The sequence below is a fragment of the Bradyrhizobium sp. HKCCYLRH1030 genome, from assembly GCF_051168395.1.
Lineage (GTDB): Bacteria > Pseudomonadota > Alphaproteobacteria > Rhizobiales > Xanthobacteraceae > Bradyrhizobium.
Genome location: NZ_JBNPUY010000001.1, coordinates 1,001,326 through 1,026,027 on the forward strand (window position 1 = coordinate 1,001,326; position 24,702 = coordinate 1,026,027).

21 protein-coding genes and 1 tRNA gene are annotated in these 24,702 nt (G+C 65.5%); 15 read left to right on the forward strand and 7 right to left on the reverse strand.

From position 1 onward, the window contains the following. Window positions 1-154: 154 nt before the first annotated feature. Both ACQR1E_RS04575 and ACQR1E_RS04580 read left to right on the forward strand, forming a co-directional pair. On the forward strand, window positions 155-1,324 hold the full coding sequence (locus tag ACQR1E_RS04575) for an efflux RND transporter periplasmic adaptor subunit (RefSeq protein ID WP_315714473.1): 1,170 nt from the start codon (window positions 155-157) through the stop codon (window positions 1,322-1,324). After that, entirely contained in the window at window positions 1,321-4,461 is a 3,141-nt protein-coding gene (locus tag ACQR1E_RS04580) for a multidrug efflux RND transporter permease subunit (RefSeq protein WP_316191186.1), read from the forward strand. Before ACQR1E_RS04575 ends, ACQR1E_RS04580 begins: the two co-directional genes overlap by 4 nt. Window positions 4,462-4,479: 18 nt before the next feature. Here ACQR1E_RS04580 and ACQR1E_RS04585 read toward each other — a convergent pair whose 3' ends face one another. Beyond that, window positions 4,480-6,759, reverse strand: coding sequence for a sulfatase-like hydrolase/transferase (locus tag ACQR1E_RS04585; protein WP_434896730.1), 2,280 nt, complete (start codon window positions 6,757-6,759; stop codon window positions 4,480-4,482). Window positions 6,760-6,926: 167 nt separating this feature from the next. Between ACQR1E_RS04585 and ACQR1E_RS04590 the strand changes: the two genes are divergently transcribed. The 4 genes from ACQR1E_RS04590 (at window position 6,927) to ACQR1E_RS04605 (ending at window position 10,733) form a co-directional block, all read left to right on the forward strand. Then, window positions 6,927-7,634 (forward strand): TetR/AcrR family transcriptional regulator, encoded by a 708-nt coding sequence (locus tag ACQR1E_RS04590; protein ID WP_434896731.1) that lies wholly within the window; start codon window positions 6,927-6,929, stop codon window positions 7,632-7,634. A gap of 180 nt (window positions 7,635-7,814) precedes the next feature. Then, a tRNA-Gln gene (locus tag ACQR1E_RS04595) sits at window positions 7,815-7,888 on the forward strand. A 230-nt stretch (window positions 7,889-8,118) separates the two neighbouring features. Beyond that, window positions 8,119-10,347 carry a tetratricopeptide repeat protein gene (locus ACQR1E_RS04600; RefSeq protein WP_316203789.1) on the forward strand — a complete coding sequence of 743 codons (2,229 nt, stop codon included), beginning with the start codon at window positions 8,119-8,121 and terminating at the stop codon, window positions 10,345-10,347. 227 nt (window positions 10,348-10,574) lie between these two features. Beyond that, complete coding sequence (locus ACQR1E_RS04605) at window positions 10,575-10,733, forward strand: hypothetical protein (RefSeq protein WP_315714481.1); 159 nt, start codon at window positions 10,575-10,577, stop codon at window positions 10,731-10,733. 72 nt (window positions 10,734-10,805) lie between these two features. Here ACQR1E_RS04605 and ACQR1E_RS04610 read toward each other — a convergent pair whose 3' ends face one another. From ACQR1E_RS04610 to ACQR1E_RS04620, 3 genes are all read right to left on the reverse strand, one after another. Continuing rightward, complete coding sequence (locus ACQR1E_RS04610; RefSeq protein WP_316203788.1) at window positions 10,806-11,324, reverse strand: hypothetical protein; 519 nt, start codon at window positions 11,322-11,324, stop codon at window positions 10,806-10,808. Window positions 11,325-11,492: 168 nt separating this feature from the next. Beyond that, window positions 11,493-12,410 carry a 3,4-dihydroxyphenylacetate 2,3-dioxygenase gene (gene hpaD / locus ACQR1E_RS04615; RefSeq protein WP_315827378.1) on the reverse strand — a complete coding sequence of 306 codons (918 nt, stop codon included), beginning with the start codon at window positions 12,408-12,410 and terminating at the stop codon, window positions 11,493-11,495. 169 nt (window positions 12,411-12,579) lie between these two features. Further along, window positions 12,580-13,101 carry an Hsp20/alpha crystallin family protein gene (locus ACQR1E_RS04620; protein ID WP_315714485.1) on the reverse strand — a complete coding sequence of 174 codons (522 nt, stop codon included), beginning with the start codon at window positions 13,099-13,101 and terminating at the stop codon, window positions 12,580-12,582. A gap of 481 nt (window positions 13,102-13,582) precedes the next feature. Here ACQR1E_RS04620 and ACQR1E_RS04625 point away from each other — a divergent pair, with 481 nt between their 5' ends. Together ACQR1E_RS04625 and ACQR1E_RS04630 are read left to right on the forward strand one after the other, a co-directional pair. Further along, window positions 13,583-15,337 carry an ATP-binding protein gene (locus ACQR1E_RS04625; protein ID WP_316164589.1) on the forward strand — a complete coding sequence of 585 codons (1,755 nt, stop codon included), beginning with the start codon at window positions 13,583-13,585 and terminating at the stop codon, window positions 15,335-15,337. A gap of 159 nt (window positions 15,338-15,496) precedes the next feature. Continuing rightward, entirely contained in the window at window positions 15,497-16,081 is a 585-nt protein-coding gene (locus ACQR1E_RS04630; protein ID WP_316173957.1) for a peroxidase-related enzyme, read from the forward strand. A 5-nt stretch (window positions 16,082-16,086) separates the two neighbouring features. Here ACQR1E_RS04630 and ACQR1E_RS04635 read toward each other — a convergent pair whose 3' ends face one another. Beyond that, entirely contained in the window at window positions 16,087-16,713 is a 627-nt protein-coding gene (locus ACQR1E_RS04635; protein ID WP_315827376.1) for a ParB-like protein, read from the reverse strand. Between the two features lie 237 nt (window positions 16,714-16,950). Between ACQR1E_RS04635 and ACQR1E_RS04640 the strand changes: the two genes are divergently transcribed. The 7 genes from ACQR1E_RS04640 to ACQR1E_RS04670 all read left to right on the forward strand — a co-directional run bounded on the left by ACQR1E_RS04640 (window position 16,951) and on the right by ACQR1E_RS04670 (window position 22,281). Further along, window positions 16,951-17,301, forward strand: coding sequence for a hypothetical protein (locus ACQR1E_RS04640; protein ID WP_315714489.1), 351 nt, complete (start codon window positions 16,951-16,953; stop codon window positions 17,299-17,301). Between the two features lie 217 nt (window positions 17,302-17,518). After that, window positions 17,519-17,800, forward strand: a complete 282-nt coding sequence (locus ACQR1E_RS04645) for an acyl carrier protein (RefSeq protein ID WP_006609130.1) — start codon at window positions 17,519-17,521, stop codon at window positions 17,798-17,800. 9 nt (window positions 17,801-17,809) lie between these two features. Beyond that, complete coding sequence (locus ACQR1E_RS04650; protein ID WP_315714490.1) at window positions 17,810-18,280, forward strand: 3-hydroxyacyl-ACP dehydratase FabZ family protein; 471 nt, start codon at window positions 17,810-17,812, stop codon at window positions 18,278-18,280. Next, a complete protein-coding gene (locus ACQR1E_RS04655) occupies window positions 18,277-19,482 on the forward strand; it encodes a beta-ketoacyl-ACP synthase (RefSeq protein ID WP_315827375.1) in 1,206 nt (401 codons plus the stop codon). Before ACQR1E_RS04650 ends, ACQR1E_RS04655 begins: the two co-directional genes overlap by 4 nt. Window positions 19,483-19,520: 38 nt before the next feature. Then, window positions 19,521-20,795, forward strand: coding sequence for a beta-ketoacyl-ACP synthase (locus ACQR1E_RS04660; RefSeq protein ID WP_409977896.1), 1,275 nt, complete (start codon window positions 19,521-19,523; stop codon window positions 20,793-20,795). Window positions 20,796-20,811: 16 nt separating this feature from the next. Next, the gene (locus tag ACQR1E_RS04665; RefSeq protein ID WP_316225312.1) at window positions 20,812-21,744 is read left to right on the forward strand and encodes a lipid A biosynthesis lauroyl acyltransferase; all 933 of its coding nucleotides are present in this window, start codon (window positions 20,812-20,814) and stop codon (window positions 21,742-21,744) included. Window positions 21,745-21,903: 159 nt separating this feature from the next. Beyond that, complete coding sequence (locus tag ACQR1E_RS04670) at window positions 21,904-22,281, forward strand: VOC family protein (RefSeq protein ID WP_315714493.1); 378 nt, start codon at window positions 21,904-21,906, stop codon at window positions 22,279-22,281. Window positions 22,282-22,415: 134 nt separating this feature from the next. Here ACQR1E_RS04670 and ACQR1E_RS04675 read toward each other — a convergent pair whose 3' ends face one another. Both ACQR1E_RS04675 and ACQR1E_RS04680 read right to left on the reverse strand, forming a co-directional pair. Next, a complete protein-coding gene (locus ACQR1E_RS04675) occupies window positions 22,416-23,522 on the reverse strand; it encodes a polyamine ABC transporter substrate-binding protein (protein ID WP_316225311.1) in 1,107 nt (368 codons plus the stop codon). 10 nt (window positions 23,523-23,532) lie between these two features. Further along, entirely contained in the window at window positions 23,533-24,696 is a 1,164-nt protein-coding gene (locus ACQR1E_RS04680; protein ID WP_315714495.1) for an aminotransferase, read from the reverse strand. Window positions 24,697-24,702: the final 6 nt, after the last annotated feature.

Sequence of the window (24,702 nt, forward strand, 5' to 3'; positions counted from 1 at the left end):
GTGAACTCCCTTGCGCTTCCTCGAAGCTTGCCGATTGTTTAGGTTTGTCCACGCGCTCGTGTGTTTACACATTAATTGCGTGCGTACTATATCTGGCATGCTGGGAATGGTTTTAAAGACCGGTTATCCTGTTCGTCTCAGCATATGGGCCAGCATGAAGACATCACGAACCCTCGGTTGGATCCTGCTTGTCGCGGCTCTCGGCGGCGCCGGCTATTACGGCTGGCAGCGTCATCAGGGCGCCGAGGCAGCGAAGAAGACCGCTGAGCAGACATCGGCCCGACCGCAGGCGGTTCGGGTCTCGACCGTGCCGGTCGAGAAGACGGACTTCCCGGTCTTCCTCACCGGCCTGGGGACCGTGCAAGGCTTCAACACCGTCCAGGTCCGCACCCGCGTCGACGGCCAGATCGACAAGATCGCCTTCACCGAAGGCCAGCTTGTGAAAGAGGGCGACCTGCTGGTCGAGATCGACCCGAGGCCGTTCCAGGCCGCGCTCGACCAGGCCAAGGCCAAGCGGGCGCAGGACGAGGCCAATCTCAACAACGCCAATCTCGATTTGCAGCGCACCACCAAGCTCGGCGAGTTCGCGACCCGGCAGCAGCAGGACACCCAGCGCGCCACCGTCGCACAGCTCACGGCACAGATCGCCGCCGACGACGCCGCGATCGCCAATGCCCAGACCCAGCTCAGCTACACCCAGGTCAAGGCGCCGATCTCCGGGGTCGCCGGCCTCCGCCAGGTCGACATCGGCAATATCGTCAACGCCTCGAGCCAGACCGGCATGGTCTCGATCGCGCAGATCGAGCCGATCGCGGTGATCTTCACCGCGCCGGAGGAGCAGTTGCCCTACATCAACGAGGCGCAGAAGACCGCTCCCTTGAAGGTGATCGCGTTCACCACCGACGGCAGGAAGCAGCTCGCCGAGGGCAAGCTGATGGTCGTGAACAACCAGGTCGACACGTCGAGTGGAACGATCCGGCTGAAGGCGGTGTTCGACAACAAGGACCACGTGCTGTGGCCCGGACAGTCGGTCTCGACGCGGCTCCTGGTGCGGACGCTGAAGGATGCCACGGTGGTTCCCGACGACGCCGTCCAGCATTCGACCAACGGGCTGTATTCCTACACGGTGAGCCCGGACAGCAAGGCCGAGCTGCGCAAGGTGAAGGTCGGCGTTTCGCTCGATGGCCGTACCGTCGTCGAAGAGGGGTTGACCCCCGGCCAGCAGGTGATCACCGGCGGTCAATTCAAAGTTCAGCCAGGCTCGGTCGTGACCACCGCGGTGGCCAGCTCGGAGCCGGCGCCAGCTAAGGTCCGGCAGGAATGAACGGCGGCATCTCGGCACCCTTCATCAAATACCCCATCGGCACCTCGCTGCTGATGGCAGGTATCCTGTTCATCGGCCTGGTCGCCTACCCCCTGCTGCCGGTCGCACCGCTGCCGCAGGTCGACTTCCCGACCATCCAGGTGACCGCCAATCTGCCGGGCGCCAGCCCTGAGACCATGGCGACCTCGGTCGCCCAGCCGCTGGAGCGGCAATTCGCACAGATCCCCGGCATCGCCCAGATGACATCGACCAGTTACCTGGGCACCGCATCGGTCACGATCCAGTTCGACCTGAACCGCAACATCGACGGCGCCGCCAACGACGTCCAGGGCGCCATCAACGCTGCCTCGGGCCAGTTGCCCAAGACCCTGCCGTCGCCGCCGACCTACCGCAAGGTCAACCCGGCGGACGCGCCGATCCTGATCTTGTCCGCCACGTCCGAGACGCTGCCGCTGACGACGGTCTCCGACTCCGTCGATGCGCAGCTCGCGCAGCAGATCAGCCAGATCTCGGGTGTTGCCCAGGTGATCATCGGCGGCCAGCAGAAGCCGTCGATCCGTATCCAGATTGACCCGGCCAAGCTGGTCGCCAAGGGCCTCTCGATGGAGGACGTGCGCAGCCAGATCGCGATCACCACGGTCGACAGCCCGAAGGGCAACATCGACGGCGAGCGTCGGGCCTACACCATCTACGCCAATGACCAGCTCACCGAGTCGAAGGACTGGAACGACGTCATCATCGCCTACCGCAATGGCGGTCCGTTGCGCGTCCGTGACATTGGCCGGGCGGTGACCGGGCCGGAGGATGCCAAGCAGGCCGCCTGGGCCAACGGCAAGCGCGGCGTGTTCCTGGTGGTCTTCAAGCAGCCTGGCGCCAACGTCATCGAAACCGTCGACAAGATCAAGGCGACGCTGCCGCGCCTTGTTGCGGCGATCCCGCCGGCCATCAAGGTCGAGCTGATGTCGGATCGCACGACGACCATCCGTGCCGCGGTCGAGGACGTCCAGTTCACGCTGCTCCTGACCATCCTTCTCGTGGTCATGGTCATCTTCATCTTCCTGCGCAGCTTCTGGGCCACGGTGATCCCGACGATCACCGTGCCGCTCGCGCTGCTCGGCGCCTGCGCGATGATGTGGGGGGTCGGCTATTCGCTGGACAACCTCTCGCTGATGGCGCTGACGATCGCGGTCGGCTTCGTCGTCGACGACGCCATCGTCATGCTCGAGAACATCTCTCGCTATGTCGAGGAAGGCGAGTCCCCGATGGCAGCCGCCTACAAGGGGGCCAAGGAGATCGGCTTCACCATTGTCTCGATCTCGATCTCGCTGGTCGCCGTGCTGATCCCGCTCCTGCTGATGGGCGGCATCATCGGGCGCCTGTTCCGCGAATTCGCGGTCGTGCTGGCGATGACGATCTTCGTCTCGATGTTCGTCTCGCTGACGTTGACGCCGATGATGGCCTCGCGTTTCCTGCGCGGCGGCCACCAGGCTCATGGCAAATTCTACCAATGGAGCGAGCGCGGCTTCGAGGCGCTGCTCAGGGCCTACGAGAAGGGATTGGACATCGCACTGCGCTGGCGCTTCGCCACGCTGATGGTGTTCTTCGCCTCGCTCGGCCTGTCGATCTACCTGTTCGTGCTGATCCCCAAGGGTTTCTTCCCGCAGCAGGACAACGGCCTGATCACCGCCGCGTCGGAGGCGTCGCAGGACATCTCCTTCAAGGCGATGCAGTCGCGCCAGGAGGCGCTGGCCAAGATCGTGCAGGATGATCCGGGCGTAGCCAGCGTCGCAATGGCGATCGGCGGTTCCGGCCGCGCCGGCAATACCGGCAATCTGTTCATCACTTTGAAGCCGCGTGACGAGCGTGATGCATCGGCGCAGCAGATCATCGCACGCCTGAGGCCGCAGCTCGAGAAGGTCGAGGGAGCCCGGCTCTACATGCAGGCCGCGCAGGACGTCCGCCTCGGCGGCCGACCGTCCCGAACCCAGTTCGAGTTCACGCTGCAGGACTCCAATCTCGCCGAGCTCAACGAGTGGGCGCCGAAGATCCTGGAGAAGATGCGCTCGCTGCCGCAGCTGCGCGACGTCGCCACCGACCAGCAGGCCGACGGCACCACCGTGCAGCTCACGATCAACCGCGACACCGCCTCGCGGTACGGCATCTCGCCGCAGCTGATCGACGACACGCTGTATGACGCGTTCGGCCAGCGCCAGGTCGCGCAGTACTTCACCCAGCTCAATTCCTACCGCGTGATCCTGGAGATCCTGCCTGAGCTGCAGGGCAATATCGACACGCTCAACAAGCTCTACGTGAAATCGCCGACCACCGGCGACCAGGTGCCGCTCTCGACCTTCGCCAGTTGGACCAACGTGCCGGTGCGGCCGCTGTCGATCAGCCACCAGGGTCAGTTTCCGTCGATCACGATCAGCTTCAACCTCGCCCAGGGCGTTGCGCTCGGCCAGGCCACCGATGCGGTGCAGCGCGCGATGGTCGAGCTCGGCGCGCCGGCAACCTTGAACTCGAGCTTTCAGGGCACTGCGCAGGCGTTCCAGCAGTCGCTGTCGACCGTGCCGCTCTTGATCCTCGCCGCCCTCGTCGTGGTCTATCTGATCCTCGGCATCCTCTACGAGAGCTACATTCACCCGATCACGATTCTCTCGACGCTGCCCTCGGCCGGCGTCGGCGCGCTCGCGATCCTGATGGCGTTCGGCTACGATTTCAGCCTGATTGCGCTGATCGGCGTCATTCTGCTGATCGGCATCGTGAAGAAGAACGGCATCATGATGGTCGACTTCGCCATCGCCGCCGAACGTGACCAGCATCTGCCGCCCGAGCAGTCGATCCGCCAGGCCGCCCTGCTCCGCTTCCGTCCGATCATGATGACGACGATGGCCGCCCTGCTCGGCGGCGTGCCCCTGATGCTCGGCAACGGCACCGGCTCGGAGATCCGCCAGCCGCTCGGCTATGCGATGGTCGGCGGCCTGATCGTCAGCCAGATGCTGACGCTGTTCACCACGCCGGTCGTCTATCTCTATCTCGACAAGGTCAACAACGCCTTCGCGCGCTGGGGCCGCACGCATATCGACCACGAGCCCGAGACCGCGGCCGCAGGTCCGGTCAAGGAAGCGGCGGAATAGTCCGCCGCTTGTTGTCGCCTACTGCCGCGCCAGCTCGGCGTTGGCGACGCCCTCGCCGTCCAGACTCTGTTCGTCCTGCATTGTCACGGTCACGTGGGAGAGCCGTCCGGTGAACGCAAACGGCGCCGCATAGTCCGACACCGGGCTGCCGCGGTCATGGCCGATGTCGAGCCCAGACCAGGAGATCAGCGTGTGGAAGGCGAGCTGCGTCGTCAGCGCGCCGGCCTCCTCGCCGTCGATCAGCAACGTGTACCGGCTCATGCCGGTGCGCGCGCCCTTGGCGGGCTCGGTCTGCCGCCTGAGACGTTCGACGCGGACACCCAGGCGATGCGATCCCGCCGGCACCGGGCGGGTCGAGCTGATGATCTCGTGCCGGCCGCCGATGTTGAGATCGTGCACGAGATGACCATCCTTGACGTAGAGGCTGTAGCCCGACGTCGCATCGCCATGGGCGATGAGCACGCCGGATGCGCCCTCTGCATCGATCTCGACGTGGGCCTCGATCAGATAGTCGCGACTGCGCACGTCGGGCGCGACGTCGGTCGGCACATGGCCCATGCCGGCGTGGAACGTAAAGCGCGTGCGCGCGCCGTGGAAACGCGCCGCGTTCTCGGCAAAGCGCGGGCCGAAGCGATCATCGAGCGGCAGCACCTGGTGCGCCTCCGCCTGCTCCCACCACCGCTTCACCAGTGCCGCGAGCCGCTCCGGCTCGGCGGCGGCGAGATCATGCGTCTCGGAGAAATCCTGCGTGAGATGAAACAGCTCCCATCTATCGTTGTCGAACGGCGTGCCCGACGGGTGAAAGGCCACCGCCTTCCAGCCGTCGTGCCAGAGGCCGCGATGGCCGAACATCTCGAAATATTGCGCGACCTGCTTCGACGGTGCCGCCGGATCGGTGATCGAGGCGGCGAAGCTCACGCCCTCGAGCGGCATCTGCGGCACACCCGCGATCGTGGCCGGCGCATCGATGCCGATCAGGTCGAGCAGGGTCGGCACGAGGTCGCAGGCATGGACGAACTGGTGGCGGACTTCGCCGCGCGCCGCGATGCGCTGCGGCCAGGAGACGATGAAGGGATCGCGGATGCCGCCGCCATGGGTGTTCTGCTTGTAGCGGCGCAGCGGCGTGTTCGACGCCATCGCCCAGCCATGCGGGAAGTTCGAGTGCGTATCCGGCCCGCCGATGTCGTCGATCCGCGCGAGCTTCTCGGCGATCGGCTCCGGTTTGAAGTTGAACGGTCCCATCGCGTTGACGAAGCCGAGCGGCCCGCCCTCCTGGCTGGCGCCATTGTCGGACATGACGATCATGAGCGTATTGTCGCGCTGGCCGGCCTTGTCGAGAAAAGCGAGCAGCCGGGCCAGATGCAGGTCGGCATGATCGAGCATACCGGCGAAGGCCGATTGCAGCCGGGTGAAGACGCGCCGCTCATCCTCGGAATGGGCCTCCCAGGGCTTCACGCCATCATTGCGCGGCGGCAGGTCCGTGCTCTCCGGCACCAGCCCCATCGCCTTCTGCCGCGCCAGCCGCTGCGCGCGCTCGGCGTCCCAGCCATGGGCGAAGACCGCGTCGTAGCTCTCGATGATGTCGTGCGGCGCCTGATGCGGCGCGTGGCAGGCGCCGAGCGCGAGCCAGGTCAACCATGGCAGCTCGGGCCGGTCGGCCGTGTGGTCGGCGATGAAGCGGATCGCCTGATCGACCAGGTCGGCAGTCAGGTGATAGCCGTCGGCGTAGCTGCCGGGCGGGCTGACATGGGTGTTGTCGAGCACCAGCTCCGGCGCATATTGATCGGTCTCGGCGTCGAGGAAGCCATAGAAGCGGTCGAAGCCGCGCCCCAGCGGCCAGCCGTCGAACGGCCCGGTCGCGCCGCTCTCGGTCAAGGGCGTGACGTGCCATTTGCCGACCATGTAGTTGCGATAGGCATGGGCGCGCAGCATCTCGGCCAGCGTCCCCGCCTCGCGCGCGATCTTGCCGCGATAGCCGGGATAGCCCGAGTCGAAATTGGCAAGGCAGCCGACGCCGACTGAATGATGGTTGCGACCGGTCAGGAGTGCCGCCCGTGTGGTCGAGCACATCGCTGTGGTGTGGAAGCCCGAATAGCGCAGGCCCTGCGCGGCCAGCCCGTCGATCGCGGGGGTGCGGATCCGCGAGCCGTAGCAGCCGAAATCGGAGAAGCCGACATCGTCGAACAGCACCACCAGGATGTTGGGCGCGCCCTTCGGCGGCTGCGGCGGCGCCGGCCACCAGGGTCTGGAGCCTGCGATGGTCCTGCCGATCGTACCGCCGAATGCGGGCTCGCTCATGCCTCGTCCTCCCTCTCGCTCGCGTCCCGGCTGCGCCTCGCAGCCCGTACGAGTTTATCGTTGTGATTGCTCTGGGATCCGCGACGCCCCGGGGCTGGGTGGCACGGCCAGGCTTGCCTCGGATCATAATCATAATTATCATTATCATTCCAGATGGAGCCAGCGACATGCCGCAGCGGATCGCGCCGGACCACCTGCCCGGCGTGACCCCGTCGCGGCAGCAGCGCAGCCGCGAGACGACGCTTGCCCTGCTGATGGCCGGCGAGGAGCTGCTGCGCACGCGCAGCCTCGCGGAGCTGTCGATCAGCGACCTCTGTGCGCATATCGGGGCAACGGTCGGCGCCTTCTACAGCCGGTTCGACAGCAAGGAGGCCTACTTCAACGCCCTGCTCGCGCTCACTTTGGCGGACGGTCGGAAACAGCTCTTGAGACTCCCGCCGTCCGATCCCGTCCGCGCGGGCGACCTGCAATGCCACCTGCTGGTGCGCGGCACCGTGCTGTGGATGCGCCGTCACAAGGGCGTGCTGCGCGCCGCGCTCGTGCGCAGCGAGCGCGGACCGAACCACTGGAGCGGCTTCAAGGAGCTGGCACAGGCACTGTCGGAGCGCGCGGCGCTGCTCCTGCTGCCTGCGGGCCGGCGCGCCGGCGCGGCCTCGCGCACGCGGTCGCGAACAGCGGAGGCGCGAAAGACGGTCGCGTTCGGCGTCCAGGTCGTGCTCGGCACCCTGGTGAACGCCATTCTCAACGATCCCGGCCCGCTGTCGATCGACGATGACGAGATCGCGGAACGGCTCGGCGCCTGCCTGGTCCTGCTGCTGCGCGCCGGCCCGGACGGCGCGCCGCGAAAGCCGCAGGCCGCAAGAGGCGAGCGCTAGACCCTGCCGGCCCGTGGCGCGGCGGGCGGCAGAGCACGTTGGAAATCCGTCATCCAGCGGCTTGCCAAAGCCTGAGACATGCGGGTAGAAGGACCCGTCGTCGCCGCCCTGCTTTGCCGGCCGGCGCGCAAAACGGTGCCAGACAGTCCGGCAATTGCTTGAAACTGCAGGGCATTCCGTTGGGGAATGGTGTAACGGTAGCACAACAGACTCTGACTCTGTTTGTCTTGGTTCGAATCCAGGTTCCCCAGCCAGCTTGATCACTGCCGCGACGGCCTGAAGCACGACAGCCTCATCCTCGTGATCTGAGAAGCATCGGGGTCGTTTTTGCCTCGGGCACGAGATCCATCTTCAAGGCGCGGACACGCTGCGGCCTCCACCACCCCTTCGGCACGCGTCCCTCGCGTTAACGTCTGCTCATTGCGAATCGGCGAGAACGGAACAACCATTGCGGGCAATGGACCGGTTCTGTGGAGGAAAACACTTGCAAAGCAGCGTCGGCTCCCGTGCCTTCCAGAACGCAAGGCTGCAAAAGCGGGCCAAGAAACAGGCGGACGTGCTGTTGCCGGCGGCGGTCAAGGCCTACCGCGAAGGCCGGCATCCGGAGGCTCAGGCCCTGTGCCGGCAGATCCTGCAGGACCTGCCGCAGCATTTCGGCGCTCTGCATCTGCTCGGCGTGTCCGAACGGGACTGCGGCCGTTTCGACCAAGCCGTGCTCGTCCTGGCACGCGCGATCGAGGTCGACCCGCGCTCGGCCGAAGCCCAGTCCGATCTCGGCCTGTCGCTGTTCCGGCTCGGCCGCTACGACGAGGCTCGCACCCGTTACGAACGCGCCATCGGACTCCAGCCGAACTTCCCGACTGCGCTCACCAATCTCGGCAATGCGCTGATGAGCCTGTCGCGTTTCGACGAGGCGATATCAGCGCACGACCGCGCCATCGCGCTGAAGCCCGGCTATGCCGACGCCCACGCCAATCGCGGGATGGCGCTACTGCTCACGGGCCGGTACGAAGACGCCGGTCAGAGCTTCGATCGCGCGCTCGCGCTGCAGCCGCGGCTGCTGACGGCCCTGTTCGGCAAGGGCCTGGTCAGCATGAACCTGCGGAACTTCGATACTGCAGTGGCCGCGCTGACGTCGGCGCTGGCGATCAATCCGACTGCGGCCCCTGCCCTCGCCCAGCGCGGGCGAGCCTATCAGGAGCAGGGCAAGTTCGACGAGGCGGAAGCCGATTTTGACGCGGCATTGGCCCTCGAACCGCTGCTGGAAGACGCCCTGCGCGGCAAGGCCACGGTTTCGCTCGTCCGCGGCAACATCGCCCTGGCGACCTCGCTCATCGACAAGATGCTGGCGCAGAACCCGAAGCAGGAGAGCGCCTGGACCCTGCTCGGGGTCTGCTCCGCGATGCAAGGCGACATCGCCACGGCGATTGCGGACTACGACCGCGCGCTCGCGATCAACCCGGACTACGAGGACGCGATCACCAAGAAGATCTTCGCGCTGGATTTCCTGCCCGACGTCGGGGTCGAACGTCTCCAGGCAGAACGGAGACACTGGTGGGAGGCGATCGGCGCGCGGTTGCCACGTCTGCCGCTCGGCGAGCGGAATCTGGACCCGGACCGGCGCCTTGTCGTCGGCTACGTGTCGTCCGATTTCCGCGAGCATTCGGCGGCGCTCGGCTTCCTGCCGATCCTTCGCCATCACGATCGGGCCAGGTTCGAAATCGTTGCCTATTCGTGTTCACCGACGAGGGACGCCAAGACCGAGCTGTGCCGTTCGCTGGTCGATCGCTGGGTCGAGGCCTGGCAGTTGATCGACGACAAGCTCGCCGAGCAGATCCGGGCCGACAAGATCGACATCCTCGTCGACCTCTCGGGACATTCCGCCGGCCACCGGCTCACGCTGTTTGCGCGCAAGCCTGCCCCGATCCAGGTCTCGGCCGTCGGCAGCGTCACTGGCACCGGATTGCCCGTGATGGATTATCTGCTGGCCGATGCGGTGACGATTCCGGCCGCGGTCCGGCATCTGTTTGCCGAAAAGATCTACGATCTGCCGTCGCTGATCACGATCGAACCGCCGCCTCCAATTCCGCCGTCGCCGCTGCCGATGCTTCGCAACGGCCACGTCACCTTCGGCTCGTTCAATCGCGCCGACAAGTTTTCGGAGCCGACTCTGGCTCTATGGTCGAAGCTGATGGCTGCGACGCCGGGCTCGATGATCGTCGTCAAGAACCATGCGATGAACGATCCCCTGCTGCGCGACGGCTTGATCGCCCGCTTCGTCGCCCACGGCATCGCCGCGGAACGCGTCCGTTGCGTCGGAAAGACGTCGCGCGAGGAGCATCTTGCGACGTTCGCCGATATCGACATCGCACTCGATCCGTTCCCGCAAAACGGCGGCATCTCGACGTGGGAGGCACTGCAGATGGGCGTGCCTGTCGTCACCAAGCTCGGCAGCACCCCCTCGGCACGGGCGGGCGGCGCGATCGTCAAGGCAGTCGGCCTCGACGCGTGGGTCGCCGATGACGACGAAGGCTATCTCGCGACAGCGCTGAAATTCTGCTCGCGGCCCGGCGAGCTTGCCGCGCTCCGTGCCGAGCTGCCCGCCAGGGTGTTGAATTCAGCCGCCGGAAACGGCGCGCTCTACACGCAGCATGTGGAACAGGGATACCGGACGTTCTGGCGTGACTATTGCGCACGAGCGACGACCGGCTAGCGCTTGAATCAGCGTCCGGCCGGCACAGCGTCGCGCCCGTGCGCCATTCGACCCATGCCGACGCTTGCGATGCATCGACGACGCAGTCCCGCCGGTCCATCGTCGGCTCGCCGGCACGATCCTGCCAGCGTGCGCCCGATCACGGAATTAACCCGTCATTCACCACGATCCTCATCCGGCCGGAACGATGCAATTTGCTTCAAATTGTCTGGCCAGGGAGACGGGACATGACCAAGCTGATGGACCTCGACGATCAGATCGAGCGGGCCGAGCGGCTCGAGCGGAGCATCACCGACGCGCTGACGATCGAGCGGCTGCGCCAATTCGCGGCCGGGTGCCGGCGCGAGCGCGAGCGGCTGTCGCAGCACCAGCAGCGCGCGGCCTGAGCAGGCGCGACGACCTGCAACGCAGCCGTGGTCAACGGGCTGCCCGCGACGGAGCTCGGCGAGCGCACGCTGTCACGAGCAGGTCGTCACCATGTTGGTGCAGAGCTGCCGGGTCCAGCCGATGCCCTTCTTGACGCGGATCTTGGCGAAGTCGCCGAAGCAGCCGAGCAGCTCGACCGCCTGGTCACCGCTCGCATGCGGGTCAAGCTTCGCGCTCGACGTGGCGTGATCGCGGTAGATCGCCGCGCCGTTCTGCAGGCCGCTGGCGCCGACGATGCTCCGATGCAGGAAGCCCCTGCCCTGAAAGATCACGGTCTCCTTGCCCTGATCGACGTCGTTCAGCATGGCCCGGTCGATCTCGAACCAGTCGCCTTGCTGCGCGACGAGATGCACGACGATCCAGCCATCGCCGGTCGGATTTTTCAGGACCTTGACGATGCTGCCGCCAGGCTCGGCACGGACATTGGCACCATTCGGATCGCGGTCGGTGACGTCGGCCTCGACGTTGCAGGCTTCGCGATGCGGCGCCTGCGCAGTGGCAATGCCCGGCGCGATGAGCATTGCGGTCAGCAGCAGAATTCTCGTCAGCATTGAACGGTCACCGGCCTCCGATCCGTCCCGCATTGGTCGCGCGGCCGACGCCGCGGTTCAACACCGAGCAAATGGCGGCGACCAGCCGAGCTCACGGCGACCGCCGATCAAGTCTATCCCGAGGACATCATCGAGATGCTCGGGCATGCGGAGGTCTGGTGAGAGGCGCTACAGCCGACCGCCCGCGAGTGCGGCGGCGCGCGGCCGGCCGACGTCGTCCAGCGCCTGCGGCATCGGCGAGACCGGAAACACCGCGTTGATCTGGCCCGTCCCCGATGAGGGGAAGAACGGCGTCACCACCTCGACGCCGCGGTCGTAGTGGTTCCAGCCGAGCGCGCCCAGCAGCATGGCGGTATCGTGCATGAAGCCCTCGCCATGTCCCTTGCTGGCATATTCCGGCAGCATGTCGCAGAAATCCGGCCACTCGCCGTGCTCCCACATCTGGATCACCTCGTGGTCGAGCCGCTCCAGGAACGGGCTGAACATCCGGTCGCGATACTCGTCGGCGGTGCCGTTCTGGGCAAAGCGATGGCTCAGCGAGCCCGAGGCGAAGAAGGCCACCGTGCCGTCGTAATGATCCTCGACCGCGCGGCGGAACGCCCAGCCGAGCTTGGCGCTGTCGGCCAGATAGTGCGAGGTGCACAGCGCCGAGACGGAGACGACCTTGAAGTGGCGGTCGGGGTTCATGTAGCGCATCGGCACCAAGGTGCCGTATTCCAGCGCCAGCGACGTCGCATCGTGGGCCATGGTGGCGACGCCATGGGCGTTGGCGCCCTCGGCGAGGATGTGGCCCAGCTCCGGGTTGCCGTCGTATTCATAGGTCATGTTGGCGATGAAGTGCGGCAGCTCGTTCGAGGTGTAGAGCCCCTCGAAATGCGGCGCGCAATTGATGTGGTAGCCGGCATTGACCAGCCAATGGGTGTCGAACACGACGATGGTGTCGACGCCGGCCTCGCGGCAGCGCCGGCCGATCTCGATATGACCGTCGATCGCCGACTGTCGCTTGCCCTTGGCCGGACCATCCAGCTCGCTGAGATACATCGACGGCACGTGCGTGATCTTGGCCGCCAGTGCGAGCTTGCCCATCCTCTCGTCTCCCTTCCGGTCGCTCCCCCGGCCGGCATCGCCGACCTTTGCTTGAAAGGCAGATTACCCCTGCAGCTCCGCGAAAAAAAGGGCCGCACGCGCGGCCCTTCCTTGGCGTCCGATCCATCGTCTGTCCCATGATCATGGGACGGAAAGCCACGAGATGCGGTCACGCCGCCTTGATGTCGATGGTCTTGGCGGCCTTCTGTACCTCGGGCTTCTTCGGCAGGGTGACCTTGAGCACGCCCTGCTTGAACACGGCCTCGATCTTGTCGGTGTCGACGCCGTCGGGGATCTGGAAGGAGCGTTCGAACGAGCCGAAGCTGCGCTCACGGACGTAATAGTCCTTCTTCTTCTCCTCCTTGTCCTCCTGCTTCTCGCCCTTGATCGAGAGCACGCCGCTCGCAACCTTCACCTCGACGTTCTTCTCGTCGAGGCCGGGCAGCTCAGCGGTGACCTCATAGGCATTGTCGTGCTCGGCGACGTCGACCGCCGGCGCCACGGCAAAGGACCGTGCGCGGGCCAGGCCCGGCAGTTGGTCGAACAACGACGGCGTGCGCCAGATCCCGCCATGGAAGTCCTCGAACACGCGATCGATCTCGCGGCGCAGGTTCTCGAACGGCCGCCACCCCTGCATGGATGGCGCACCTGCCTTCTCGGTGTTGACGGGCAGCTTGGTAGGTTCAGCCATAACATCATCCTCCTGCTTCACGCGAGGATCGGGTCCGCAACGGCATGGGCGCGACCGATTTCGTTGATCGGCCGGCATCCGCTCCCTCGCGCTTGACGAGAAAAATATAGCCGGCACGCCCGGGTTCCAGATTGATTGCGATCAAATCGCTGAGCGGCTGGACGGGTTCGGATCGGCGCGGCAGCCCCTCCAGATCTCTTTCGGTGCCGCGGCCTCCACAGCCGAAGAGCCGTACAGGAAGAGCCTTGGAGATGGTGAACCGGACGTTAACCCGGACGGTTCGCGCGACGCCTGAGGAAAGGATGCAGAAAGCCTTACGGTGCAAGGTCTTAGGCCCGATTGAGGAGGTGCGATCGCAACGCCCCGCGGGACCCTCCGACCGCCGGGCTGGGCGGCCGGCGCGTTCACAAACATTGCCCGCTTAACAAATTTTCCAGTCCCAGCAGAGAAGGTGTCAACTCAACAATTCACCACAGGTTTCATGACCGTGACATCCTTCGGACGCGTGATCTCGGTGCGGGGCTCCCAGGCCCGCGTCGGCATTCTGTCGACACAGCAGATGAACGTCTCCGATATCCGCGCGACAGTCGGCCGTTTCATCAGCATTCGCTGCCCGAGCGCCACGATCATTGCGATCATCACCGAGGTGACCAGCGAGGACCTCTCGCGTGCCAGCGAATACGTCGCGACGGCTTCGGTAGACCTGCTCGGCGAGATTCTCGGGCCGGCCGAACGGCCCAAGTTCCAGCGCGGCGTCACCCACTACCCGACCATCGGCGACGCCGTCGACATGATCACCAGCGAGGAGCTGCGCACGATCTACACGCCGACCGCCGGCGACCACATCGACATCGGCGCGCTGCAGCAGGACACCTCCGTACGCGCCTGTGTCAATGTCGAGGAAATGCTGTCGAAGCACTTCGCTGTGCTCGGTTCGACCGGCGTCGGCAAATCGACCGGCGTGTCGCTGCTGCTCAACGAGATCCTGAAGGCGCGGCCGAACCTGCGTATCTTCCTGCTCGACGTCCACAACGAATATGGCCGCTGCTTTGGTGAAAAGGCGCTGGTGCTGAACCCGCGCAACCTGAAGCTGCCGTTCTGGCTGTTCAATTTCGAGGAGATCGTCGACGTCCTGTTCGGCGGCCGACCGGGCGTGCCGGAAGAGCTCGACATCCTGGCAGAAGTGATCCCGCTGGCGAAGGGCATCTACACCCAATACCAGAACACGGACCGCATCGGGCTCAAGCGCATCGACCCGAAGACCGTCGGCTACACCGTCGATACGCCGGTGCCCTACCGCCTCGTCGACCTGATCAACCTGATCGACGAGCGCATGGGCAAGCTCGAGAACCGCTCCTCGCGCATCATCTATCACAAGCTGATCTCGCGGATCGAGACGGTACGCAACGACCCGCGCTACGCCTTCATGTTCGACAACGCCAATGTCGGCGGCGACACCATGGCCGAGGTCATCAGCCACCTGTTCCGCCTGCCGGCCAACGGCCGGCCGATGACGGTCATGCAGCTCGCCGGCTTCCCGGCCGAGGTGGTCGATTCCGTGGTCTCGGTCGTGTGCCGCATGGCGTTCGATTTCGGCCTGTGGAGCGACGGCGTCTCGCCGCTGCTGTTCGTCTGCGAGGAAGCGCACCGCTACGCCTCGGCCGACCGCTCGATCGGCTTCGGCCCGACCCGCAAGGCGATCTCGCGCATCGCCAAGGAAGGCCGGAAATACGGCGTCTATCTCGGCCTGATCACCCAGCGGCCGGCCGAGCTCGACGCCACCATCATCTCCCAGTGCAACACGCTGTTCACGATGCGGCTCGCCAACGAGCGCGACCAGTCGCTGCTGCGTTCGGCGGTGTCGGATGCCGCCGCCAACCTGCTCTCCTTCGTTCCCTCGCTCGGCACCCGCGAGGTGCTGGCGTTCGGCGAAGGCGTCGCGCTGCCGACCCGGCTGCGCTTCAAGGAGGTGCCGCTGCATCAATTGCCGCGCAGCGAGGCGACGATCGCCACCGTCCGCTCGGTGAATGCCGGACATGACATGCATTTCGTCAGTGCCGTGCTGGAGCGCTGGCGCGGAGCGACCTCGAGCCGGGACGCGTCGAGCGGCGACAGCGGCGCCGGCAACCTCGGAGATCGCGGCAGCCTGTCCGCCTCGCTGGACGCGCCAATGCTGCAGCCGTCGATGGGTCTCGACCCGGACCGCTTCTCCCTGCTGAAGAAGCCGCTGCGCTAAAGCCGGCGGCGGCCCCTCTTTAATCCCGACCGACGACGGCTGCCGAGGAGGCGTTGCGGGCGCTCCACCACTGGCGGGTGATGGACCGAGCTGGCCCGTTGCGCCTGCGCCGCGATCGACTAAGGTTCGCCCCCTGCCACGCATGCCGGACCCGTTGCCATGACCCAGCCCGCCATCAGCCGCTTCCCCGTCCCCGCAATCGATGCGCTGCCGGACGACATCCGCAGCCGGCTGCTCGGCGTGCAGGAGAAGAGCGGCTTCGTGCCCAACGTGTTCCTGACACTTGCGCACCGGCCGGACGAGTTCCGCGCGTTCTTTGCGTATCACGACGCGCTGATGGAGAAGGACGGCGGGCTGACCAAGGCCGAGCGCGAGATGATCGTGGTCGCGACCTCGAGCGCCAACCAGTGCCAATATTGCGTGATCGCGCACGGCGCGATCCTGCGCATCCGCGCCAAGAATCCCCTGATCGCCGACCAGATCGCGATCAACTACCGCAAGGCCGACATCACGCCACGGCAGCGGGCGATGCTCGATTTCGCGATGAAGGTGGCGCTCGAGGCGCAAACGGTCGGGGATGCCGATTTCAAGGCGCTGGCCGGCCACGGCTTCGGCGACGACGATATCTGGGACATCGCCGCGATCGCGGCGTTCTTCGCGCTGTCGAACCGGATCGCGAATGTCACGGGCATGCGGCCCAACGACGAGTTCTACCTGATGGGGCGGCTGCCGAAGACCAAGTGAGACGATCAGTCGTCCGACGCCGGCCCGCACCAGCCCGGCAGATAGACCGCGTCGTGGCTCTTTGCGGCCGCCAGCGCGTGCTCCATGGCGGCGGCGAAATGGGTCTCGACCGTCTTGCGCTTGACCTTGCGGCGCAGGAAGTCGGCCCATAGGAACTCGCTGAACGGCGTCGTGTCCTTGGCAAAGCCGCCGGCGCGGCGCAGTTCGCCGGCCAGGCTGCGGAACGGATCGTCCTTCAGATTCGCGACGGACTTCGGCAGGTCCTTGAAATGCCGCCGCACGCCCTTGGCGTCGTAAGGATAGACCCAGCGCTTGTTGTCCATCACGCCCCAGAACGCCTCGCGATCAACCATCGAGAGGTCGCCGATCACCGTGACCAGCACGTCCTTGACGCCCTCGTCATGGAGCGCGCGGGCGAGGTGATGGTGGTCGACGACGTAGTGCCGCTCATCGGGACCAAGCACCACCGGGATCATGTGCTTGCCGAGCAGCTCGGCCTGCTTCTTCTTCGACTTGTGCTCGCGCCAGCGCTCGCGTTTCTCCTTCACCTCGCGCATGCCCACGGTCATCTGCGTCGGGCGCAGGGACAGGATCGGCACGGGATGAAGCAGCGGCTCGCGGGTATTGGCCATGGCTGGGCTCCGGGGGATGATCAGCATTATGCCACGCCTGCCGAGCCGTTCCAGCGCATCTGCCCGTAGCTGCGACGCCGTTCGGACCGGCCGCGGCAGGTTCCAATCACCCGCGGAGCGGGCGCCGATTGGATGCATCCGAGGAGCGAGATGCTTTGCTGATGCAGCTCAATTATGGCAAAGTTTCTTTGTGAGAGGTCGGGCCTGCGTGCTAGAAAGGACCATCGGAGTCGAGGCATGAAGTCCCAGCGCCCCATTGCAGCGGAGGAAGAGCATCGCGTGGTGCCGTTCCGGCCGCGCAGCAGTCCGGTGCGGCGCGTCACCGAGGGCGGCAGTCCGCCGATTCAGCTGCATCGGGGCGAGCGGCCGACACTCGATCTCTCCCGGTATGAGCAGCCCCGCGAGGAGCCCGATGACTTCCGTCACCGCATCCTGGCCAACATCGCCGCCATCGCCTTCACGGTCGCGTTGACCGCGATCGGCATCTGGCTGGCGATGAGCATTGCCGACCTGCGCAAGACCCAGGACTGCCTGCTGACCGGACGGCGCGACTGCGCCCGCATCATCACCGAGACCTACACGCCCTGATCCCCCTGCTGGACGCGGCTGCCGCGGCCGACGGGGCATCACAATCCCGCCACAACCGCCGTGTCCGGCTCCATTGAACTCACCGCGTCGCTCCGATATACGGGCACACGACTCCCGGGCGACGGGGGTAGAAGGGCTCGCATCAGACGGCCCCGGGGGCGCGGTGTCCTCCCGTCGCCACCTACCGGATTAGCTCCAAAATATCAAAGGCTTAGTGATGTCCTCAACATTCGATCAGGTCGCCACGATCATCGCTGAAACCTGCGACATCCCGCGCGACACGATCACGCCGGATAGCCATGCCATCGACGATCTGGGCATCGACAGCCTCGATTTCCTCGACATCGCATTTGCGATCGACAAGGCCTTCGGGATCAAGCTGCCGCTCGAGAAGTGGACGCAGGAAGTCAACGACGGCAAAGCCAGCACCGAGCAGTATTTCGTGCTGAAGAACCTGTGCGCCCGCATCGACGAGCTGGTCGCCGCCAAGGGCGCGTGAGCGCCCGCCATGCAGATCGAATACTTCCTGCTCATCGACCGCATTCTCGATCTTCGGCTGGACGAGAAGACCATCACCGTCGAAGCCAAGGTCCCCACCGAAAGCACGATCTTCGAAGGACATTTCCCGGGCTATCCGATCATGCCCGGCGTTCTCCTGATCGAATCGATGGCGCAGACATCGGGCTGGCTGCTGCTCGCGCTGATGAAGTTCGAGCGGATGCCGTTCCTTGCCGCAGTCAAGGAGGCCAAGATGCGCGGCTTCGTGTCGCCGGGCGAGGTGCTGACCGTCGAGGCCAACGTGCTGCACGAGGGCTCCGGTTACGCCATGACCGAAGCGCGCGTGAAGGTCGGTGGCAAACTGCGTTCGAATGCGACCATCACTTTCAGTCACGTCCCCTTCCCCAATCCGGAGCTGCGCGGGCACATGGACGCCGTCGCCGAGCGCGTCGGCTTTCCGCAACAGGTCCTGCAGCGATGAGTGAGACGACAGCCGTGACCTCCGAACCCGTCGAAGTCTGGATCACCGGTATCGGTCTTGCGACCTCGCTTGGCGAGGGACTCGATGCGAACTGGGACGCCCTCAACTCCGGCCGGATCAACGTCGATGAGCAGGGTTTCGCGCCCTACATCGTGCATCCCTGGGCCAAGGTGAATCTGGAAGCGCAGATCCCGAAGAAGGAGCAGCGCCAGATGGAGGCGTGGCAGCGCATCGGCACCTATGCCGCCGGGCTTGCGCTGGATTCCGCCGGCCTCAAGGGCAACAAGGACATCCTGTCGCGGATGGACATGATCGTCGCCGCGGGCGGCGGTGAGCGCGACATCTCCGTCGACACCGCGATCCTCAACGCGGAAGCCCAGGGCAATTGCACGCCCGGCTTCCTGAACGATCGGCTGATGAGCGACCTGCGCCCGACCCTGTTCCTGGCGCAGTTGTCCAACCTGCTCGCCGGCAACATCGCGATCTCGCACGGCGTCTGCGGCACCTCGCGCACCTTCATGGGCGAGGAGGTTGCGGGCGTCGACGCGTTCAAGATCGCTTTGGCCCGCATCGCCGGCGGCCAGAGCGACATCGCGCTGGTCGGCGGCTCGCACAATGGCGAGCGCAAGGATCTGCTCGTGCTGTACGAGTTCGGCGACTACAATCTGAAGAACGAATTCAAGCCGGTCTGGTCCCGCAAGGACCATCCGGGCTTCGCGCTCGGATCGGCCGGCGCGTTCCTGGTGCTGGAATCCAGGCCGCATGCCGAGGCCCGCGGCGCCAAGCCGCTGGCCCGGCTCAGCAAGGTCGTCGCCGACCGCGCCCGCCGCAAGGAGGCAGGCGCGGTGACGGGAACGCTGGACCGTCTGTGGTCGGCGCTCGATGTCCACGGGGCCCCCGGCGCCATCATCACCGGCGCGACCGGCGCCGAGCCGGTGACGTCGGAGGAGCGCGCATTCCTCGACCATCACAAGGCGTTCGCGGTGCGCTCGAGCGGGACCCGCTTCGGCCATTCGATGGAGGCGCAGTTCGCGCTCGGTCTCGCGCTCGCTGCGCTCTCGATCTCGCGCGGCGCGCTGTTCGCGCCGGGTGACGCCTCGGGCGTGGAGACCGACATGAAGGATGCTCCGGCCCAGATCGTGGTGGTCGGCGCCGGCCACTACCGCGGCGAAGGCATGGCCTTGGTCGAAGCAGTCAAGTGAACGCGGCACGGCCTTAAGAAGACACGACGGGGGACATCATGAGTGTACGCGACAAGTTTGGACGCCCCATCGTGGTCGTGACCGGGATGGGCATCGTGACCTCCCTTGGGGCCGGCAAGTCCGATAACTGGAACAAGCTCGTGGCCGGCGAGTCCGGAATCCGCACCATCACGCGGTTTCCGATCGACGGCCTGAAGACGACCATGGCCGGCACGGTCGATTTCGTCCCCGTGGCGCCGTTCACGTCGACGGGACTGTCCGAGCGGCTCGGTCACATGGCCGTCGAGGAAGCCATCGCGCAGGCTGGAATCGGCAGCAAGGGCGATTTTCCGGGCCCGCTGTTTCTCGCCGTGGCGCCGGTCGAGATCGAGTGGCCCCAGCGTCTGGAGCTCGCGCACGAGGTTGGCGGCACTCAGTTCACCTATGACGACCTGCTGAAGGTCTGCGGCGGCGGCAAGTTCGTCAACTATCACCACCGCTTCCTGTTCGGCTCGGTCGCCGATTCGCTGTCCGACACCTTCGGCACCAAGGGCTCGCCGATCTCGCTGTCGACCGCCTGCGCCTCCGGCGCGACCGCGATCCAGCTCGGCGTCGAAGCCATCCGACGCGGTGAGACTGACGTCGCGCTATGCGCCGCCACCGAAGGCTCGGTCAATCCGGAAGGGCTCGTGCGCTTCTCGCTGCTGTCGGCGCTGTCGACCCAGAACGACCCGCCGCAGGCCGCCTCCAAGCCGTTTTCCAAGAACCGCGATGGCTTCGTGATGGCCGAGGGCGCCGGCGCGCTGGTGCTGGAAAGCTACGACGCGGCCGTGGCGCGCGGCGCCAAGATCCTCGGCGTCGTCGCTGGCTGCGGCGAGCTGACCGACTCCTTCCACCGCACCCGTTCCTCGCCGGACGGCAAGCCGATCATCGGCTGCATCCGCAAGGCGCTCGCCGATGCCGGCATGGCCCCTGAGCAGATCGACCATATCAATGCCCACGGCACCGCCACGCCCGAGAACGACAAGATGGAATATGTCGGCGTCTCCGCCGTGTTCGGCGAGCACACCAGCAAGATTCCAGTGTCGTCGAACAAGTCGATGGTCGGCCACACGATCTCGGCAGCCGGCGCGGTCGAGGCGATCTTCTCGCTGCAGACGCTCGAGCATCAGCGCATTCCGCCGACCATCAACTACGACATTCCGGATCCCGCGATCCTGTTCGACGTCGTCGGCAACAAGGCCCGCGATGCGCGTGTCACCACCGTGATGTCGAATTCGTTCGGCTTCGGCGGCCAGAACGCCTCGCTGATCCTGACGCGCGAACCGGCCTGATCCGCCGCTGCCATCGATGAGTCTCCTGCCCCTCCGGACCAAGCTCGTGATCCGCCGAGCCGTGAAGTCGGCCGGGGCTTCCGCCGTCGGCGCGCTGACGGTCGGAATGCTCAGGACCACGCGCTATTTCGACCCGCAGAAGACGGCCGACCGCTTCGCGCGCATTGCGCAGATGATCGGGCCACGCCTGCGCGAGCAGCGCATTGGTCGCGACAATCTCACCGCGGCCTTCCCGGAGAAATCGCCCGAGGAGATCGAGAGAATCCTCGCCGGCGTGTGGGACAATCTCGGCCGCGTCGGCGCCGAGTTCGCCCATCTCGACAAGATCTGGGATTACGACGAGGCGCATCCCGAGCGCAGCCGGATCGAGCTGTCGCCGCGCACCCATGAGCTGTTTCATCAGCTCCGTCTCGACGGCAAGCCAGCCCTGATCTTTGCCAGCCATCTCGCCAATTGGGAGATGCCGGCGCTGGCGGCGGTCGCCCATAAGCTCGATACGGCGATCCTTTATCGTCGACCCAACATCGCCGCCGCCGACCGCATCATCCAGGAGATACGGCAGGTCAAGATGGGCACACTGGTCCCGGCCGGCCGCGACGCCCCGCTGCGGCTGGCCCAGGCGCTCAAGAACGGCCAGCACGTTGCCATGCTGGTCGATCAGTACCTGACCGGCGGCGTCGAGGTGACGTTCTTCGGCCGGAAGACCCGCGCCAATCCGATGCTGGCCCGCCTCTTACGCCAGGTCGAATGCCCGGTGCATGGCGTGCGCATCATCCGCCTCCCCGGCAATCGCTTCCGCGCCGAAGTCTCGGAGGAAGTGACGCCGGTGCGGACGGCCGACGGACAGATCGACATCCAGGGCACGACGCAGGCGATCACCGACGTCGTCGAGAGTTGGGTCCGCGAATATCCCGAGCAATGGCTCTGGCTGCACCGGCGCTGGCGGTAGCTCGCGCCGTACCAAATTCCACCCCAAGGAAGCCGGTTGGCAGCATCCGATGCCGTCGACAGGCCCATCCGAAGAAAACTCTTACCTCCTACACGAACGCTCGCTACCTTGGCCGCCGATCCGACAGATGTTCGGAAGCTCCAGGGAGGACAAGCGCGAATGTTTTCGCATGTGATGATCGGCACCAACGACCTCGACAAGGCCAAGGCCTTCTACGACAAGCTGCTGGGGACGCTGGGCGTGCGCCCCGCCAGGGTCGACGGCCACCGCATTTTCTACATCACACCGACCGGCATCTTCTCGGTGTCGAAGCCGATCAACGGCCAGCCCGCGACCCCTGCCAATGGCGGCACCATCGGCTTTGCCTGCAGCTCGCCCGAACAGGCCGACGCCTGGCATGCGGCGGGGCTCGAAGCCGGCGGCACCACCTGCGAAAACCCGCCTGGTGTTCGTGAAGGTTCGGCCGGCAAGCTGTATCTCGCCTACCTGCGCGACCTCGACGGCAACAAGCTCTGCGCGATGCACCGGATGACGTGATCGATCTCAACCGATTTGTCAGATCAAACCAAGCGATCAAGTCTCGTCATTCCGGGGCGATGCGCAGCATCGAACCCGGAATCTCGAGATTCCGGGTCTGGTGCTTGCGCACCATCCCGGAATGACGGGAGTCATCACCTGCCCGTCTTCACCTTGGTCCAGAGCCGGTTGATGATCCGCTGCGTCGCCGGCTCACGTGCGGTGATGACGAACAGCTTCTTCAAGGTCGCGTCGTCCGGATAGATGTTCTTGTCGCCAAGGATCTTCGGGTCGATCAGCTTCTGGCTGGTGAGATTGCCGTTGGCATAGGACAGGAAGTCCGAGTTCTTCGCCGCGACCTCGGGGCGGTAGAGGTAGTTGATCAGCGCATAGGCTTCGGCGACGTGCTGGGCGTCGGCGGGAATGGCAAAATTGTCGAAGAACATCTGCGCGCCCTCTTTCGGGATCGCATAGCCGATCTCGATGCCGTTCTTCGCTTCCTGGGCACGGCTCCTCGCCTGCATGATATCGCCGGACCAACCGACGACGAGGCAGATCTCGCCGGTGGCGAGCGCGCTCAGATATTCCGACGAATGAAACTTGCGCACCGATGGTGCGACCTTGCCGACCACCTCGGCCGCCTTCTCCAGGTCGGCCTGCCTGGTCGAGTTCGGGTCGATGCCGAGATAGTTCAGCGCGGCCGGAAAGATGTCGTCGGCGGAATCCAGCATGTGGACTCCGCAATCCTTGAACTTGGCGAGATTCTCCGGCTTGAACACCATGTCCCAGCTGTCGATCCGCGCGCCGGGACCCAGGATCTTCTCGACCGCCTTGACGTTGTAGCCGATCCCGGTCGTGCCCCACATGTAGTTGACGGCGAACTGATTGCCGGGATCGTAGGTGGCGAGACGCTCGGTCACGACAGGCCAGGCATTGGCGAGATTCGGCAGCTTCGACTTGTCGAGCGGCTGGAAGATTTTTGCCTTGATCTGGCGCTGTAGGAAGTACGCCGTCGGCACCACGACGTCGTAGCCGGATTTGCCGGCGAGCAGCCGCGTCTCCAGGGTCTCGTTGGCGTCGAACGTGTCGTAGACCACCTTGATGCCGGTCTCCTTGGTGAAGTCGTCAAGGACACCGGGCGCCATGTAGTTCGACCAGTTGTAGAAGTTGACGACGCGCTCCTCGGCGCGCCCCGCCGGTACGGAAAGCGTCAACGCCGCGACGGCCAGCGCCAGAGCCGAACCCATGCAGCCGCGCGTCATCACTTGTCTCCTAGCGCCGGTGGATGGCGTCCGACAGGCGCTCCAGCGCCGTATCCAGGGTTGCGTCCTTCTTGGCAAAGCAGAACCGCACCACGGAGGTCACGGCATCCGTCTCGTAGAACGCCGACACCGGGATGGCGGCCACCTTGTAGTCGTGGACGATGCGGCGGCAGAACTGCTCGTCGGTCTCGTTGAGGCCGAGCGGCGAAAGGTCGACGGTCAGGAAGTAGGTTCCCTGCGCCTTCAGCACGGGAAAGCCCAGGCTTTCGAGACCGGCCGTGAGCCGGTCGCGGCTGCGCGCAAGCTCGCTGCGCATGTTGACGAAATAGTCGTCCGACTTGCCGAGGCCGTAGGCGACCGCGACCTGCAGGTTCGGCGCGGTCGTGAAGGTCAGGAATTGATGCACCTTGGCGGCCACGCGCAACAGATGCGGCGCGGCGCAGACGAAGCCGATTTTCCAGCCCGTCAACGAGAAGATCTTGCCTGCCGAGCCGACCTTGATGGTGCGGTCGCGCATCCCGGGAATCGCGATCAGCGGAATGTGCGCGCGGCCGTCGAACACGACGTGCTCCCAGACCTCGTCGCAGATCGCGACCGCGTCGAACTCCTGGCAGAAGCGTGCCAACAGCTCGAGGTCCTCGCGCGGGTAGACCACCGCGGCTGGGTTGAGCGGGTTGTTGAACAGCACCGCCTTGGTCTTTGGTGAGAACGCCTGCCGCAGCATCTCCTCCGAGAGCCGCCAATGCGGCGGCTCGAGGCGGACGAGGCGCGGAATGCCGCCGGCCTGGCGGATGATCGGCAGATAGGAATCATAGACCGGCTGAAAGCAGATCACCTCGTCGCCCGGCTCGACCACCGACAGGATCGCCGACGTCAGCGCTTCGGTGCCGCCGGAGGTGACCATGACCTCGCTCATCGGATCGAGATCGAGCTTGTGCCAGTGCTTGTAGTGCGCGGCGATGGCCTGGCGCAGCTCCGGCAGGCCCATCATCGACGGATACTGATTATAGCCGTTGAGGACCGCGTCGGCTGCGGCGCGGCGGATATCCTCCGGGCCCGGATCGTCGGGAAAGCCCTGCCCCAGATTGATGGCGTCGTTGTCGCGCGCGAGCTGCGACATCTGCTCGAAAATGGTGACGGGCAGGTCGGCGAAGACCTTGTTCTGCGAGATCATGATCGC

What these genes read in the sequence shown, in the direction of transcription:
- ACQR1E_RS04575 (WP_315714473.1), top strand. Translation starts at nt 155, where the DNA reads ATGAAGACATCACGAACCCTCGGTTGGATCCTGCTTGTCGCGGCTCTC.
- ACQR1E_RS04580 (WP_316191186.1), top strand. Translation starts at nt 1,321, where the DNA reads ATGAACGGCGGCATCTCGGCACCCTTCATCAAATACCCCATCGGCACC.
- ACQR1E_RS04585 (WP_434896730.1), bottom strand. Translation starts at nt 6,759, where the DNA reads ATGAGCGAGCCCGCATTCGGCGGTACGATCGGCAGGACCATCGCAGGC.
- ACQR1E_RS04590 (WP_434896731.1), top strand. Translation starts at nt 6,927, where the DNA reads ATGCCGCAGCGGATCGCGCCGGACCACCTGCCCGGCGTGACCCCGTCG.
- ACQR1E_RS04605 (WP_315714481.1), top strand. Translation starts at nt 10,575, where the DNA reads ATGACCAAGCTGATGGACCTCGACGATCAGATCGAGCGGGCCGAGCGG.
- ACQR1E_RS04610 (WP_316203788.1), bottom strand. Translation starts at nt 11,324, where the DNA reads ATGCTGACGAGAATTCTGCTGCTGACCGCAATGCTCATCGCGCCGGGC.
- hpaD (WP_315827378.1), bottom strand. Translation starts at nt 12,410, where the DNA reads ATGGGCAAGCTCGCACTGGCGGCCAAGATCACGCACGTGCCGTCGATG.
- ACQR1E_RS04620 (WP_315714485.1), bottom strand. Translation starts at nt 13,101, where the DNA reads ATGGCTGAACCTACCAAGCTGCCCGTCAACACCGAGAAGGCAGGTGCG.
- ACQR1E_RS04625 (WP_316164589.1), top strand. Translation starts at nt 13,583, where the DNA reads ATGACCGTGACATCCTTCGGACGCGTGATCTCGGTGCGGGGCTCCCAG.
- ACQR1E_RS04630 (WP_316173957.1), top strand. Translation starts at nt 15,497, where the DNA reads ATGACCCAGCCCGCCATCAGCCGCTTCCCCGTCCCCGCAATCGATGCG.
- ACQR1E_RS04635 (WP_315827376.1), bottom strand. Translation starts at nt 16,713, where the DNA reads ATGGCCAATACCCGCGAGCCGCTGCTTCATCCCGTGCCGATCCTGTCC.
- ACQR1E_RS04640 (WP_315714489.1), top strand. Translation starts at nt 16,951, where the DNA reads ATGAAGTCCCAGCGCCCCATTGCAGCGGAGGAAGAGCATCGCGTGGTG.
- ACQR1E_RS04645 (WP_006609130.1), top strand. Translation starts at nt 17,519, where the DNA reads ATGTCCTCAACATTCGATCAGGTCGCCACGATCATCGCTGAAACCTGC.
- ACQR1E_RS04650 (WP_315714490.1), top strand. Translation starts at nt 17,810, where the DNA reads ATGCAGATCGAATACTTCCTGCTCATCGACCGCATTCTCGATCTTCGG.
- ACQR1E_RS04655 (WP_315827375.1), top strand. Translation starts at nt 18,277, where the DNA reads ATGAGTGAGACGACAGCCGTGACCTCCGAACCCGTCGAAGTCTGGATC.
- ACQR1E_RS04660 (WP_409977896.1), top strand. Translation starts at nt 19,521, where the DNA reads ATGAGTGTACGCGACAAGTTTGGACGCCCCATCGTGGTCGTGACCGGG.
- ACQR1E_RS04665 (WP_316225312.1), top strand. Translation starts at nt 20,812, where the DNA reads ATGAGTCTCCTGCCCCTCCGGACCAAGCTCGTGATCCGCCGAGCCGTG.
- ACQR1E_RS04670 (WP_315714493.1), top strand. Translation starts at nt 21,904, where the DNA reads ATGTTTTCGCATGTGATGATCGGCACCAACGACCTCGACAAGGCCAAG.
- ACQR1E_RS04675 (WP_316225311.1), bottom strand. Translation starts at nt 23,522, where the DNA reads ATGACGCGCGGCTGCATGGGTTCGGCTCTGGCGCTGGCCGTCGCGGCG.
- ACQR1E_RS04680 (WP_315714495.1), bottom strand. Translation starts at nt 24,696, where the DNA reads ATGATCTCGCAGAACAAGGTCTTCGCCGACCTGCCCGTCACCATTTTC.